We start from the raw sequence: 15,591 nt of genomic DNA, 5'->3' as shown, positions 1-15,591 counted from the left end.
CGCCGAGATGACTCGGCGGCATGGTACTTAGGCGGCAGGTTTTGCCACGATGCTGCGGGTTTCCAGACGAACTTCAGCAATGACGACGTCCAGCGTATCCCCCTGACGATAAACCACATCGCCTTTCACTGAGAGGGTGCCCATTTCCTGACTGCACACCAGCTCATCGCGTACGGCGTGGATAAAGGAGGACGGGATAAATGCCACTGCGCCGTTATCCAGCAGGCGAACGCGCAGGCCACCGCGTGTGACGTCAATGATTTCCGCATTGAAGCGACTATCCGTACCGGCTTTATCTTTGAGGTAGCGGGCGTACAGCCAGTCGCCGACGTCGCGCTCAGCCATACGATTAAGGCGGCGGCGTTCTGCCAACTGGACCGTGACGTCGTCCTGCGGTTTTTCCGCTGCCTGTCCGGTGATAACCGCTTTCAACAAACGGTGGTTCACCATGTCGCCGTATTTACGGATCGGCGATGTCCAGGTGGCGTAGGCTTCCAGCCCCAGACCAAAGTGCGGCCCCGGCGTGGTGCTCACTTCCGCGAACGATTGGAAGCGACGAATGCGGCTGTCCAGGAACTGTGTCGGCTGGGCATCCAGCTCGCGGCGCAGCGTGCAGAAGCCCTCCAGCGTCAACAGCGCTTGCGCGTCAGCTTGAACACCGTGGGTATCCAATACGGCAACAGCTTGTTCAATCGAGGCAGGATCGAAGCCGTTATGCACGTTATAGATGCCGAAGCCCAGTTTATCGCGCAGCACAATGGCCGCACAGACGTTGGCCGCAATCATGGATTCTTCAACGATACGGTTGGCGATACGGCGATGTTCAACCACGATATCCAACACGTCGCCTTTTTCACCCAGCAGGAAGCGGTAATCTGGGCGATCTTTAAATACCAGCGCATGGGTGGTGCGCCAGTCGCTGCGTGCCAGACAGAGGCGGTGCAGCAAACGAATTTGTTCGGCAATCGCGTCGTTTTGCGGCTGCCATTCGCCTTGATTTTCCAGCCAGTCAGAGACGTTGTCATAGGCTAATTTGGCTTTGGACTCGATCCAAGCGGCAAAGAAGTGAATGTCGTCACCCAACGCACCGTCGGCGGCAATCGTCACGCGGCAGGCAAGAACAGGGCGACGCTCGTCCGGACGCAGGGAACAGATATCGTCCGACAGCGGGCGCGGCAGCATCGGGATGTTGAAGCCAGGAAGATAGTTGGTGAAGGCGCGCTGGCGTGCAATGTTGTCCAACTCGCTACCCGCAGCGACATACGCGGTCGGATCGGCAATCGCGATGGTTAATTGCAGTGAACTATCACCGTTGTCCTGCACGTACAACGCATCGTCCATATCTTCAGTGCTCGCGCTGTCGATAGTGACAAAGCTCAGTGCGGTGAGATCTTCACGGACGAGTTCGCCGTCATGGCGCTCAGTCGTTTCAACCTCTGGGGCTGAGCGCTCCAGATTATGGCGTGACAATGTCACCCACCACGGCACCAGCGGGTCATCGCCCGTGGTGATGTACTGCGTCAGTTCAGCATGAAATCCACGGTCGCCCTTCAACGGGTGACGGCGCATTTCGGCTACGGCCCAATCGCCTTCCTGAAAATCGTGTGTGACATCGCGTGCGGCGCGGCAAGGGATGGCATCTTTCAGCAGCGGATGGTCAGGCGTAATGGATAAACGATCGTCTTTTTTATGGATGCGCCCAACAAATCGGGTAAGGAAGGGTTCGATCAGCGTTTCTGGCTCGACAATTTCCCGCTCTTTTTCCGTATGCAGGGTGGCGGTAATCCGGTCACCGTGCATCACTTTTTTCATGTGCGGAGGGGGAATGAAATAGCTTTTTTGTCCGTCAGCTTCAAGGAAGCCGAATCCTTTATCGGTACCTTTGACGACACCTTCAACACGCGGTGTCTGAGAGTGAAGTTGCTGTTTTAGCTGTGCAAGCAGCGGATTATCTTGAAACATAGCGTCCAGAAATACGGTTGTGAGTAGCCCAATTAGCAGTTCACAGTTTTACTCGAATCGGGTGCTGGCGGCAAGAATAATCGGGGGTGGCGTAGGCGCAGATCGGTAGCAGAAGTGCGGATAAATCCGAGTAAAGTCAACGCTGATTCGAATGTATCTACCTGCCGTGCACGCGACTGATTTCACGGCACGAATTATGAAATGGAGCCTATTCCACTAGGCGTTATTGATGCAGCCAGTTTGGACACGGACAGCGCGGAAAAACCGGAGCGTACACGTAGTACGTGAGGATTTTGAGCACTGCCCAGGTTCAAAATGGCAAATAAAATAGCCTAGAGGACCGATGCTTAGGCGATACGCAGCAGAGACTCCGCTCGCGTACTACGACGAACGCTAACCGGTACAGATTTAGAGGTCGGCGTGTGCGTTTCATCCCCGAAGCTGGACAGCGGCACCAGCGGGTTGGTTTCGGGATAATAGGCGGCCAGATTACCGCGCGGAATCGCGTAGCTCACCAGCTTGAAACCGTTGACGATACGGGTAATGCCGTCGTTCCACAGCGTTTCGATATCGACCCTATCGCCGTCTTCCAGCCCTAACGCACTGATATCATCCGGGTGCATGAATAGCACTTCCCGCTGACCATACACGCCGCGATAGCGGTCATCCAGACCATAAATCGTGGTGTTGTACTGGTCGTGTGAACGCAGGGTTTGCAGCGTAAAAGGCACGTCGCTGCCTTGTAGCTGCGGAAACAGCGTGTCGGGCAGTGCGGCATGGCTGAATTGCGCTTTCCCGTTGAGGGTATTGAAGTGCAGTTCAGCGGCAGCGTTACCGAGATAGAATCCGCCCGGCAGGTCGCAGTTGGCATTGAAATCCGTAAATCCGGGAAGGGTGGCGGCGATATGGTCGCGGATACGTGAGTAATCGTCCGCCAGCGCCAACCAGTCGAGCTTTTCATGACCGAGTACCGCATTGGCAATCCCTGCAACAATCGCTGTTTCCGAGCGCTGCAATGGCGAAAGCGGCTGACCGACGCCCTGTGACGCGTGCACCATGCTGAAGGAGTCTTCGACGGTAATAAACTGCGCACCGCTGGCCTGCATATCGAGATCGGTACGGCCGAGCGTCGGCAGAATCAATGCATCGACCTTGCCCGTCACCAGATGGCTGCGGTTGAGCTTGGTGCTGATGTGTACGGTCAGATCGCAGCGGCTGAGCGCTTCTTCAGTACGGGCCGAATCGGGTGCAGCGGCGGCGAGGTTACCGCCCAGCGCGATCAGCACTTTTATCTCGTCGCGCAGCATCGCTTCCAGCGCTTCTACCGTGTTGTGGCCTGCTGTGTAAGGCGGCGTGAAGTCATAATGTGCCGCCAGACGATCGAGAAACGCGGCCGTCGGTTTCTCGTCGATCCCCATGGTACGGTTGCCCTGCACATTACTATGACCGCGTACTGGACATAGCCCCGCGCCCGGTTTTCCCAACTGCCCGAATAGCAGTTGCAGGTTCACGATTTCCCGCACGGTGGCGACAGAGTGTTTGTGCTGGGTAATCCCCATCGCCCAGGTGCAAATTACACGCGGCGACTGCTGATAAATCGCCGCGACATAGCGCAATTGTGCTTCGCTCAGGCCGGACTGCTGTTCAATTTTCTGCCAGCTTGTGGCATCAACCACAGTAAGGTAGTCGTCCATCTGCTGGGTATGCGTGGACAGGAAATCCTGATCGAATAAACCGGCTTCCCCGGCAGACAGGCGTTGGCGATGCGTTTCCAGCAGGGCTTTTACCATCCCGCGCACGGCAGCCATATCGCCACCCAGATTGGGTTGCAGGTAGGTTTCGCTAATGGTGCCAGACAGCGGCGTGAGCAGCTCCAGCGGGTTCTGCGGATTGGCAAAACGTTCCAGACCACGCTCGCGTAGCGTATTAAACGAGACGACGTGCGCGCCGCGATCGGCGGCATGACGAAGGCTATGCAGCATACGCGGGTGATTAGTGCCGGGGTTCTGCCCGAAGACGAAAATTGCGTCAGCGTGTTCGAAATCATCCAGCCGGATCGTGCCTTTACCCACGCCGATACTCTGTTTCAGACCGATTCCGCTAGCTTCATGGCACATGTTCGAGCAGTCAGGGAAATTGTTGGTGCCCAGCATGCGACCAAAAAGCTGATACAGATAAGAGGCTTCATTGCTGGCACGTCCAGACGTATAAAGTTCCACCTGATTAGGGTGTGCCATGTTACCGATATGGTGAGCGATCAGCGCAAACGCCGCGTCCCAACTGATAGGGACATAGCGATCGCTGGCACGGTCGTAGCGCATCGGGTGGGTTAAGCGGCCCTGATACTCAAGGAAATAGTTGCTCTGCTGACGCAGCGTCGTAACGCTGTGAGCGGCAAAAAAATCCAGATCGACTGCTTTACGCGTTGCCTCCCAACTGACCGCTTTCGCGCCGTTTTCACAGAAGCTGAACGTGCTGCTGTTGTCATCACCCCAGGCACAGCCGGGGCAGTCAAATCCTTTCGATTTATTGACCCGCAACAAGTTTCGGATATTTTTCAGCGCTTGCTTGCTGTCGAGAACAAAACGCGTGGTGGCTTCCAACGAGCCCCAGCCGCCAGCCGCATTGCGGTATGGCTTGATGGATGGTTTGAATTTCATATACGTTCCGCAGGTGAATAAACCCGTCATACTTCAAGTTGCAGGTGTGTTGGCAGCCTCGCTCACCCCAGTCACTTACTTGAGTAAGCTCCTGGGGACTCGCTGCGTTGCCGCCGGCCTGAAACTCGAATTATTTAGGGTTTTGTTTTTTTTATGTGAACAAAATTTTAAATATTTGCTCTTAAGGGAAGTTTAGGTGCCACCAGCGATCGCGTCTAATCAAATGCGGCTATGGTGGGATAGAGGCGATTTATCGATGGGATACCCGTCATACTTCAAGTTGCATGTGCGTTAGCTGCGCTCACTCACCCGAATCACTTACTTGAGTAAGCTCACCGGGATTCCCTCACTTGCCGCCTTCCTGAAACTCGAATTATTTAGGGTATACTTGTTGCTTACCTACTACAGAGTCTGACGATGGATATTAAGCAACTGCAATACCTGTGCAATCTGGAGAAAGAGCGCCATTTTGGTCGGGCAGCGGAAGCCAGTTTTGTCAGTCAGCCCACGCTCTCCATGCGGTTGAAAAATCTGGAGCGAGAGCTGGATCTGGCGTTAATCAATCGGGGTAATAATTTTGAAGGCTTTACCGCCGAAGGTGAGCGCGTGCTGGCCTGGGCGCGGGAAATCGTCTCGGTTTATCAGGGGCTAAAGCTTGAAGTCGCGTCGCTGAAACGTGGCGTGAGCGGCGTATTGCGCATCGGCGCAGTGCCGCAAAGCAGTATCGCGCTGTCGAGCCTGCTGGCGGCGGTGAACAAGGTTTACCCGCAGCTGGATTTTCAGATCTCGCTGTTCAGTGCGGATCAACTGCTGGAAGCGTTAAATGCGCATTCGGTGGATGTCGGCATTGGCTTTTTTGAATTCTCTACGCTACAGGAACTGCACTTTCAGGCGTCGCCGCTGAAGGAGCAGGGCGTTGATCTCTTGTTCCATCCGCACTATTTCCCACAGCTGGTGGGAGAGACGCCGCTGCCTCTCGATGCGCTTTCTGAGGTTCCGCTCTGTCTGGCGGAGGCCAGCCGCTATTTCCGTCGCTATCTCGATAGCCATTTCCGCGAAATGGGGGTTTCGCCGTGGGTTAAGGTGGAAAGCGCTTCCGTCCTGCAACTGATCCAAAGCACCTATGTCGGGCTTGGGTGCGGCATTGTGCCTCACGGCAGCCTGATCCCAGACATGACGCCCGCGTTAAAATTGCGACCGCTGCTGTTTCCGCCAATGCGCCGCCGCGCTGCCGTCGTTGTTGCACAGGCTGGCCGAGCAACGCCGCTGGCGCAGAACTTCTTTGATACGGCACAGCAGTGGTTGCAAGCTCAGTCGTAAAGGCTTTCGTCCTGTACCGGTACAACCGATTTACTGGCGCGCAGTCGCCTGACGGACTGGTGAACCACCAGTGTACCGTTTAGTAGCAGGTTGCCAACCGGGGCTTCGGGGCGGATTAGACGATATTGCAGCAGCCTTATCGCCTCTTCGCCCAGCGCCTCACGCGGCACATGTACCGATGTGAGCGGGACGTCGTGAATGGCTGAGAGATTGAATCCATCCATGCTCATCACCGAGACATCTTGCGGCACGCGCAATCCTGCTTTGGTCAAAGCATTGACCACCCCAACCGCGATGAAATCACCACCTGCCAAAATCGCTGTAGGTCGCTTATCCTGCGGACAGCGGGCTAAAAAGGCCGTCATCGTCTGTTCGGCGTCCGTCGTGCTGAAATTATCTAATGCCAGCAAGTTGTCCTCGGGGGAAAACGGCAGATTATGGTGCTGATAGGCATCCCGAATCCCGTCCAGACGTAACTCCATCGTGTAGCGACGCAGGCACAGCAGAGTCAACACGTTATGGTGCCCTTGCTCAAAGAGATAGTGGGCGGAGAACTCGCCTATCAAGCGATGTGCGGGTGCCACACCCGGTAAGCGCATCTTGCGGTCAATGCAGTTAATCAATATGCAGGGCTTACCGCTGTCCGCCGCCAGCGCGTGAATATAGGGATCGTCGATGCCGATCAGCAGCGCCGCCTCCGTAGCCGAATCGCGCATTTTGTCTAAAAATAGCGCCGCATCGCTGTCATTTTCCTCCAGCCCGCAGTAGCGCACTCGCACATCGTGTGGCTTCAGGGCATCAATGATGCTCTGTACCACCTTGTGATAGAAGATGTCGGACCGAATATCAAACGCGCGCGGCGGGGCGAAAATAGTGAGTCCATTCAAGAGCAGGCGGCCGTTGGCGAGATCGGCCAGTACGCCGCACTGGCGGGCGCAGTTGAGAATGTCCGTTTTTGCCTGCTCGCTGGTATTGGACTGACCAGACAGCACGCGTGAGACCGTACTGATCGAGTAGCCCGTCCGCTGCGCAATTTCGCGTATTTTCAGGTTTCCTTTCATTTTGTGATCCCGTTCACCTTCGAAAATGACAAAGTTTTCATTGCTATCTATTACCTATTTTCAGGCGCTATAGACCATTTTTTGTCTTGATTTTGACCATAGCATGAAAATGTTTTCAAAAAAGTGAGTGTTTCACGATTTTCAATTGTTCTACTCTCATTTTGGTAAACCAATTTCAGTGATTAGATGGAATAAAAAAGGATTTAACTCAATAAATACAATGATATGAAAATGGTTTGATTATTCGATAGGCTATAAATACAAAAATGCCGTCGAGATATCAGACCAATGTAACCCTACTTTCCTGTAAAGGAGTCACCATGAGTCTCGACATCAATTCGTCCTCCATCGCTACCAAAGGTAAACGGACATTCAGAAATTTACGCTGGTGGGTGCTGAGCCTGTTCCTGCTCGGCGTTACCGTGAATTACATCACCCGTAATTCGCTGGGCATTCTGGCACCAGAACTGAAAACCAGTATGGGCATCACCACCGAGCAATACTCCTGGATTGTCGGTGCATTCCAACTGGCGTATACCATTTTTCAGCCGATTTGCGGCTGGCTGATCGATGTTATCGGTCTGAAAATTGGCTTTATGATCTGCGCAGTGATCTGGGCGCTGATGTGCATCTTCCACGCGGGCGCGGGAAGCTGGTTGCATCTGGCGATCTTGCGTTTCTTTATGGGTGCGTCCGAAGCGGCAGCGACACCGGCGAATGCCAAAACGCTGGGCGAGTGGTTCCCTAAAAAGGAACGTCCGATTGCGGCAGGCTGGGCTGGTGTTGGTTTCTCTATCGGCGCGATGCTGGCACCGCCGATTATCGTTGTGGCGCATGCTTATCTGGGTTGGCAGGGCGCGTTTATGTTCAGCGGTGGGCTGGCGCTGCTGTGGGTGATTCTGTGGTGGCTGTTTTATCACAACCCCGAAGACCACCCCAATTTAAGCCGCGAGGAACTGGATTTCATCCGTCAGGACAATGAGGCACCGCCAGTCAAACTGCCTTTCTTCACCGCACTGAAAACTGTCTCAAAAAACAAACGCTTTTACGGTATCGCGATTCCAGCATTTATGGCGGAGCCCGCGTGGGCCGTGCTCAGTTTTTGGGTACCGCTCTATCTGGCGAATGAACGCGGTATGGATCTGAAGCAAATTGCGATGTTCGCGTGGCTGCCGTTTCTTGCTGCCGATCTCGGCAGTATCGCCAGTGGCTATCTCACCCGACTTTATACCCGCTGGTTCGGCTGTTCGCGCGTCAACTCGATTGTGGCGAGTTCGGTCACGGGCGCGTTTCTGATGCTGTCGCTGGCGCTGGTTGCTATCAGCAAAGATCCGTGGGTGGCGATTTTGCTGATTTCCATCGGTGGGTTTGGCCATCAGGTGATTTCCTGCATGTTGAGCGCACTGGTGGTGGAATCGTTCGATAAAGGCCAGATGGCAACCGTGAACGGGATGCGTGGCTCATTTGCCTGGATTGCCAGCTTCCTGTTCTCGCTGTTGATTGGTGTCACCGCCGACAAAATCGGGTTCAACCCGCTGTTTGTCGCGATGGGATTCTTCGATCTGATCGGTGCCATCTTCCTGATCGCATTTATTGCTGAACGTCGTGGGAAAACGTGGTCGCAGGCATAACGGCTCATTTATTTTTTCCTGAAAAGGACGCTGTATGAAAACGTTGAAAAATTGGGTGTTCCGTCACCAGAGCGCCGACCATGTTGAACTGTTGGTGGACGACAAACATGTGTTTCGCCTGTACGTGCTGGAACCGATGTTGGCCCGCGTGCTGGTTAAACAGAATGACGAGCTGAAGCTGAACCGCACCTGGAGCATCGCGCCGCAGCAGGATGTCCCTTGGCAGGGGCGCAGCCGTGAAAGTAGCGAAGGTTTCAGCCTGCCAGAATTCTCACTGGAACAGCTGGATAATGCGCTGCGTATCAGCACCGCACGGATGCGAATTACGATTCATCAGCCGCTGTGGCTGGCGTGGGAATATTGCGATGAACAGGGAGAATGGCAGCCGTTTGCCGCCGATCGACCCACCAGTGCCTATCTTCTCAATCCACACGGTGACGGCGTGGCGCACTATCAGCGCCGTTTCCCGACGGAGCGCTATTACGGGCTGGGTGAAAAAGCGGGCGATCTTGAACGCACCGGACGTCGGTTTGAGTTCCGCAATCTGGACGCGATGGGCTACAACGCGGCGAGCACCGATCCGCTGTATAAGCATGTTCCGTTTACCATTACCCGACGCGACGATGTCAGCTTCGGCCTGTTTTACGATAACCTGAGCACGACCTGGCTCGATCTCGGCAATGAGATCGATAACTATCATCTGGCTTATCGGCGCTATCAGGCGGAGGCGGGCGATCTCGACTATTACCTGTTCATCGGGCCGCGCGTGTTGGATGTGACGAAAGCGTTCGTGCGTCTGACGGGGAAAACGCTCTTTGGGCCAAAATGGAGCTTGGGCTACAGCGGTTCCACCATGCATTACACCGATGCACCGGATGCGCAGCAGCAACTGATGAAATTTATCGCGCTGTGCCGGGAACATCATATCCCGTGTGATTCGTTCCAACTCTCGTCGGGCTACACGTCGATCAACAATAAGCGCTATGTGTTTAACTGGAATAACGACAAAGTCCCCCAACCGGAAGTGATGTCGCAGGCTTTCCACGAGGCGGGCCTCAAACTGGCGGCCAATATCAAACCCTGTTTACTGCAAGATCACCCGAAATACGACGAGGTGTCGGCGCAAGGGCTGTTTATCCGTGATTCTGAATCCGATGTCCCAGAGCGTTCCAGCTTTTGGGACGATGAAGGTTCGCACCTTGATTTCACCAATCCGGCAACGGTGGCATGGTGGCAGGAGAACGTCACCCGGCAGTTGCTGGAGAAAGGGATTGATTCGACGTGGAATGACAATAACGAGTATGAAGTTTGGGATGGTGAAGCCCGCTGTCACGGATTCGGCGAAACGATGGCGATCAAACACATTCGCCCGCTGATGCCGCTGTTGATGATGCGCGCCTCGCTGGAGGCACAGCAGCGCTTTGCCCCGACGCTGCGCCCTTATCTGATCTCTCGTTCCGGCTGTGCGGGAATGCAGCGCTATGTGCAGACCTGGAGCGGCGATAACCGCACCAACTGGCAGACGCTACGCTACAACACCCGGATGGGAGTCGGGATGAGCCTGTCCGGCCTGTTTAATGTCGGACACGACGTCGGCGGGTTTTCGGGCGACAAGCCGGACGCCGAACTTTTTGTGCGCTGGGTTCAAAACGGTGTGATGCACCCGCGTTTCACCATTCACTCCTGGAATGACGACCAGACGGTAAACGAACCGTGGATGTATCCCGCGGTAACGCCTGCGATTCGCAGCGCCATCGAACTGCGCTATCGCCTGTTGCCGTACTTTTATACTTTGCTGTGGCAGGCCAGCGCGGACGATGAACCGATGCTGCGCCCGACGTTCCTCGACCACGAGCAGGACAGCGCGACGCTAGAAGAAACCGACGATTTCATGCTGGGGCGAGACATTCTGGTCGCCAGCGTAGTCGAGCAGGGGCAGCGCCAGCGTACGGTGTACCTGCCAGCGAATACATCGGGCTGGTACGATTTTCATTCCGGCCAATGGTTCAGCGGTGGGCAGACTATCGTGCTGGATTCGCCGTTGGAACGTCTCCCGCTGTTGGTCAGAGCCGGTGCGATGATTCCGTTGTCGGGGCGAACGGCGCACGTCAGCCCGCATGAAGATGACCAGCGTGAATTCCTGCTTTTTCCGCCTGTCGCAGGCGGTACGGATTGCGGGCTGCTGTTTGAGGACGATGGCGAGACGTGGCAATGGCGTGAAGGAAACGCGCTGTGGCTACGCTGGGAAATCCGTGCGGATAGCCAGCGCATTGACGTGACGTTCACATCGGAAGGGCGATATCAGCCCGCCTGGCGGCACGCGACGCTGCGCCTGCCGGCGGGCGAGCAGCGCCAGCTGTACATTAACGGTGTCCGCACGACGACTTATCAACACCAATAGTCATCCTATTTCTTCCTGTTGCGCCCCGGTTTTATTGTTTACTGGGGCGTGAGGTTGCTGACGAAGTCCGCAGGGCGGGGGTAACGGATAGATCGTAAAGACGCTGTAAATACATCCATGTACGCTCGGATTGCGCCATCCATGGCGCAAACGCTTTACTCTTCTATTCCGTTACTCCCGTTCTCGTTCAGAAAATAGGTTTGTCAACGGTCTGATGCCCCGGTCTTATTTGTTTACCGGGGCGTTTTTTTGTTATGCAGAATATAAACAATATCCGATTGGTTATTTTAAGGATAAGAAAATGTTAATGAAGTGAATGGAATATTAAATATAAAAAAGAGTTGTGCCAATACCCCTAATAAAAGCGGATCTACAAAATAGTTTAAATACTAAGAAAACATTTTATAACATCAAAAAAAATAGATACTTGGTAAGTAATAAGTTCGCAAATTATCAGCCAGAAGAATTAATGATTAAAAGAAAAACATGGCCTTTTCGAACAAGATTTTATTTTAAGTGGAGTATTCATTATGAAGAATAGTCACCATGATTTATTTGCTGCTTTTACTCTCCCCAACGGCGCGATGCTGAAAAACCGGGTACTGATGGCACCTATGACCACCTGTAGCGGTTTTTACGATGGGAGCGTGACCAAAGAGCTGGTGGAATATTACCAGGCCAGAGCAGGCAGCATCGGCACCGTGATTGTGGAATGCTGTTTTATTGATGACAAAGGGTTGGCCTTTCCCGGCGCGATAGGGATAGACAACGACGACAAAATTGCCGGACTGACCAAAATAGCGACGGCGATTAAAGAAAAAGGGTCGACGGCGATCCTGCAAATTTATCACGGCGGCCGTATGGTCGAACCCCGTTTTATCGGTGGTGCGACGCCGGTTGCCCCGAGCGCGATTGCCGCGCCGCGTGCGGGAGCCATCGTTCCTGTTGCCCTGTCGGGCGATGAGGTTGACGACATGATCGGCAAGTTTGGCGATGCCGTCCATCGCGCCATTCAGGCGGGTTTCGATGGTGTGGAAATTCACGGCGCGAATACCTACCTGATTCAGCAATTCTATTCTCCCCACTCTAATCAGCGCTCAGATAAATGGGGTGGCAGCCGTGACAAACGTGCCGCCTTCCCGCTGGCAGTGTTGGATATCACCCACGAGGTCGCGGATAAATACGCCGCTCCTTCGTTTATCATCGGCTATCGTTTCTCGCCAGAAGAGATCGAAGAACCCGGCATTCATTTTGATGATTCGCTCTATCTGCTGGAAAAATTAGCGGCACGCGGGCTGGATTATGTCCACTTCTCTATGGGAAATATTCTGCGTTCATCGATTGTCGAAACAAACGATCCGACGCCGCTGATTAAAAAATATGTTGCCCGTCGTTCTGCGACATTAGCCGCGATTCCGGTAATTGGCGTGGGGGATATTGTCAACCAGGCAGATGCAGACGCGGCGTTAGAGAATGGTTATGACCTGATTGCCGTTGGCAGAGCCTGTATTGCTTATCCAGACTGGACGGATCGCATTGCCGAGCAGGAAAAACTTGAGCTTTATATTGCCAGCGATAAACGCGAAACATTAACGATTCCTGAACCGCTGTGGCGTTTTTCATTAGTTGAAGCCATGATTCGGGACGTGAATTTAACGGGTAAGAAATTTAAATCCGGGGTTTATCAGGAACGCGTTCAGGATGAAGGTGGCGAACTGCGAATTCATGTTCATTTTGAGCAGAATCGGGTCGCCGACATTGCGTTGGATAATAGCGATATTGATGATTCACTGAAAATCAGTTTTGAGATTATCCGCGAACGTATTCTGGATACCAATAGCCCACACGTCGACGCCGTAACGGGCGCAACGGCGCAGAGTGAGGCGATTAAAAAGGCCGTCACCAAGGCGATGGTGAAATCGAGCAAAGACGCTATTATCGCCGATGGTGGTAACCCGGATGCGCGCCGCGAGGCGGACGTGGTGGTGATTGGTAGCGGCGGCGCGGGGCTGGCGGCGGCTATTCAGGCCAGCGAAGAGGGTGCGCGCGTTATCGTCATTGAAAAGATGCCAGTCATTGGCGGCAACACCATCAAAGCCTCTGCCGGTATGAACGCGGCGGGAACCGTCTTCCAACAAAACAGGGGCATCGAAGATAGCCACACGCTGTTCTATAACGAAACCCTGAAAAGCGGAAAGCAGAAAAATAACCCGGCGCTGGTGCAGTATTTTGTCGATCACGCGTCTGACGCGATTAACTGGCTGGCGCAGCACGACATCGAACTGGGCGATATCACCACGACGGGCGGCATGAGCGTTGACAGAACGCATCGCCCTGCCAATGGCGCAGCGGTGGGCGGCTATTTGGTCAGCGGGCTGATTAAGAACCTCAATAAATACAATATTGAGGTGCTGCTGGAAACGTCGGTGACCGAAATTGTGCAAGAGAAGGGCAAAGTGACCGCTGTTAGAGTCGTTAATGATGAGCACGAAGAGAGCCTGATTGCGACAAAAGCGGTGATTGTTGCCACAGGCGGTTTTAGTGCCAATCAGGCGATGGTGGAGTCATACCGCCCAGACCTGAAAGGCTTTGTCACCACCAACCACAAGGGCGCAACGGGCGGAGGTATTCGCCTGCTGGAACAGATTGGCGCGAATACGGTGGACATGGGGGAAATTCAAACCCATCCGACGGTTGAGCAGACCACCTCTTATCTGATCTCCGAATCTATTCGCGGCGGCGGAGCCATTCTGGTATCGCAGCGCGGGGAACGCTTCTTTAACGAAATGGAGACGCGGGATAACGTCTCGTCTGCCATCGTCAACCTGCCGGAAGAGTATGCGTACATCCTGTTCGATGAGCAGGTAAGAAATCGCAATCGGGCAGTTGAAGAGTATGTCGCACAAGGGCTGACCGTCAGCGCGGACAGCATCGCTGAACTGGCCGACACGCTCGACATGCCACAAGCGGCGCTGCACGCCTCGCTCGAACGTTACAATGCCTTTATTGCCGACAAAAACGATGAAGACTTTGGCCGAACCACGGGGATGCGCGATCCGCTGAATCAGGCACCTTACTACGCGATTAAGGTGGCGCCGGGCGTGCATCATACGATGGGCGGGGTGACCATTAACGAAAAAGCGGAAGTGCTGAATCGCCATAAAGAGACGATCTCCGGGGCTTATGCCGCAGGGGAAGTGGTCGGCGGTATTCACGGGGCGAACCGCATTGGTGGCAACGCTGTCGCGGATATTATTATCTTCGGTATTCAGGCGGGGATTCAGGCAGCGACCTATGCGCGAGCACCGCGTCATTCTGGCGCATTCCCGACAAAGGCGCGCAAGGCAAAGTTCGCGAAAGCTGTGGTGAAAACGGCTGAAAATCAACCCATGCTGGTAGAAGAGTAAGTGATAGAAGAGAACGTGATAAAAGGGTAAGGCCGATGGCGGGCGTCTGAAAGGGCGCTCGCCATTGTCTGGTCGTTTCCTCTCTGTACCGCCATTCGATCATAGGAGTCACCGTATGCCTTCTGTCGATAACGCTTATGTCTACTCCGTTCATCTGATGGGCAGCCCCATCCTGCTCAAACTGTTCGTCCATGATGAAACCGCCGTCAGGCAGGTTTTTCAACGCATCAAGCAGCTCGAAGACCAGCTAACCGTTAATCGGGTGCAGTCGGAAGTCATGAGCATCAACCACGCGGCGGGGAACGATTATGTGTCGGTCAGCCCGGTTGTCTTTGAGCTGATTAAGCGCGCCAGAGCGGTGAGCCTGATTGAAAATAGCGGTTTTAACGTGGCGATTGGCCCTGTCGTCAAGCTATGGAAAATCGGTTTTAGCGGCAGTACGGTGCCTGATCAGGAATCGATACAGCGGGCGCTGGCATTAACGCACCCCGAGCGCATTATTCTCAGAGAGCAGGATCACGCTGTGATGCTAGAAAGCGCCGGAATGGAGATCGATCTGGGCGCGATTGCGAAAGGTTATATTGCCGATATCGTTCGAGACGTTTTGCATCAACATGCAATTCAGGATGCATTGATCAATCTGGGGGGGAACGTGCTGGCTATCGGCAGCGCGTTGACGGATGAGCAAGGGCTATGGAGCGTCGGGTTACAGAAGCCTTTCGCGGATCGTGATAGCCTGCTGGGCATTATTAAGGTGAAGAACAAATCCGTGGTGACATCTGGCGTCTATGAACGCTTTTTTACCGTGGATGACCATATCTATCATCATATTCTCGATCCTCGGACGGGATATCCGCTGGATAATGAATTGCACAGCGTGACGGTTATCTCGAATGACTCTCTCGACGGCGATATCTACACCACGCTGCTCTATGGTATGGGCGTGAACGCGGGTATTGAGTTTCTACAAGATCAACCGGACATTGAAGCCATCTTTGTGACGAAAAACCGAGAGATTATTTTTTCTTCTCAGCGGCATTATGTGTTCGAATTGCTGGATGGTAGTTATTTGGTTCATGTTGGAAGAGTTATGTAAACGCGAATTATGACTAATAAAAGTCAGTCTCCAGAGGGTGGAAATTGAGGGGG

8 protein-coding genes are annotated in these 15,591 nt (G+C 53.9%); 5 read left to right on the top strand and 3 right to left on the bottom strand.

Features of this window, described 5'->3' with window-relative positions; translation table 11 throughout:
• Positions 1-27: 27 nt before the first annotated feature.
• Positions 28-1,962 (bottom strand): exoribonuclease II, encoded by a 1,935-nt coding sequence (locus tag EIP93_RS12785; RefSeq protein WP_116362425.1) that lies wholly within the window; start codon positions 1,960-1,962, stop codon positions 28-30.
• A 347-nt stretch (positions 1,963-2,309) separates the two neighbouring features.
• Positions 2,310-4,622 (bottom strand): FdhF/YdeP family oxidoreductase, encoded by a 2,313-nt coding sequence (locus tag EIP93_RS12780; protein ID WP_116362423.1) that lies wholly within the window; start codon positions 4,620-4,622, stop codon positions 2,310-2,312.
• 417 nt (positions 4,623-5,039) lie between these two features.
• Between EIP93_RS12780 and EIP93_RS12775 the strand changes: the two genes are divergently transcribed.
• Complete coding sequence (locus EIP93_RS12775; RefSeq protein ID WP_103970816.1) at positions 5,040-5,942, top strand: LysR family transcriptional regulator; 903 nt, start codon at positions 5,040-5,042, stop codon at positions 5,940-5,942.
• On the opposite strand, the gene EIP93_RS12770 is transcribed toward EIP93_RS12775, so the two are convergent.
• Complete coding sequence (locus EIP93_RS12770) at positions 5,933-7,003, bottom strand: LacI family DNA-binding transcriptional regulator (protein ID WP_103940121.1); 1,071 nt, start codon at positions 7,001-7,003, stop codon at positions 5,933-5,935. The genes EIP93_RS12775 and EIP93_RS12770 overlap by 10 nt on opposite strands.
• Before the next feature lie 320 nt (positions 7,004-7,323).
• Here EIP93_RS12770 and EIP93_RS12765 point away from each other — a divergent pair, with 320 nt between their 5' ends.
• The 4 genes from EIP93_RS12765 (at position 7,324) to EIP93_RS12750 (ending at position 15,538) form a co-directional block, all read left to right on the top strand.
• Positions 7,324-8,634 carry an MFS transporter gene (locus EIP93_RS12765; RefSeq protein ID WP_107332757.1) on the top strand — a complete coding sequence of 437 codons (1,311 nt, stop codon included), beginning with the start codon at positions 7,324-7,326 and terminating at the stop codon, positions 8,632-8,634.
• Positions 8,635-8,668: 34 nt separating this feature from the next.
• A complete protein-coding gene (locus EIP93_RS12760; protein ID WP_125232801.1) occupies positions 8,669-11,035 on the top strand; it encodes a glycoside hydrolase family 31 protein in 2,367 nt (788 codons plus the stop codon).
• Between the two features lie 530 nt (positions 11,036-11,565).
• Entirely contained in the window at positions 11,566-14,442 is a 2,877-nt protein-coding gene (locus EIP93_RS12755) for a flavocytochrome c (protein ID WP_125232800.1), read from the top strand.
• Positions 14,443-14,557: 115 nt separating this feature from the next.
• Complete coding sequence (locus tag EIP93_RS12750) at positions 14,558-15,538, top strand: FAD:protein FMN transferase (RefSeq protein WP_125232799.1); 981 nt, start codon at positions 14,558-14,560, stop codon at positions 15,536-15,538.
• The last annotated feature ends 53 nt before the right edge of the window (positions 15,539-15,591 follow it).

The organism is Pectobacterium versatile, from assembly GCF_003932035.1.
GTDB classification, from domain to species: domain Bacteria; phylum Pseudomonadota; class Gammaproteobacteria; order Enterobacterales; family Enterobacteriaceae; genus Pectobacterium; species Pectobacterium versatile.
Note: the sequence above shows the minus strand (reverse complement) of the source record. Positions and strands in the feature narration are given on the sequence as shown.

Bases quoted from the DNA above. Each gene is read 5' to 3' on its own strand.
- EIP93_RS12750 (WP_125232799.1), top strand. From the start codon at position 14,558: ATGCCTTCTGTCGATAACGCTTATGTCTACTCCGTTCATCTGATGGGC.
- EIP93_RS12760 (WP_125232801.1), top strand. From the start codon at position 8,669: ATGAAAACGTTGAAAAATTGGGTGTTCCGTCACCAGAGCGCCGACCAT.
- EIP93_RS12780 (WP_116362423.1), bottom strand. From the start codon at position 4,622: ATGAAATTCAAACCATCCATCAAGCCATACCGCAATGCGGCTGGCGGC.
- EIP93_RS12765 (WP_107332757.1), top strand. From the start codon at position 7,324: ATGAGTCTCGACATCAATTCGTCCTCCATCGCTACCAAAGGTAAACGG.
- EIP93_RS12785 (WP_116362425.1), bottom strand. From the start codon at position 1,962: ATGTTTCAAGATAATCCGCTGCTTGCACAGCTAAAACAGCAACTTCAC.
- EIP93_RS12770 (WP_103940121.1), bottom strand. From the start codon at position 7,003: ATGAAAGGAAACCTGAAAATACGCGAAATTGCGCAGCGGACGGGCTAC.
- EIP93_RS12775 (WP_103970816.1), top strand. From the start codon at position 5,040: ATGGATATTAAGCAACTGCAATACCTGTGCAATCTGGAGAAAGAGCGC.
- EIP93_RS12755 (WP_125232800.1), top strand. From the start codon at position 11,566: ATGAAGAATAGTCACCATGATTTATTTGCTGCTTTTACTCTCCCCAAC.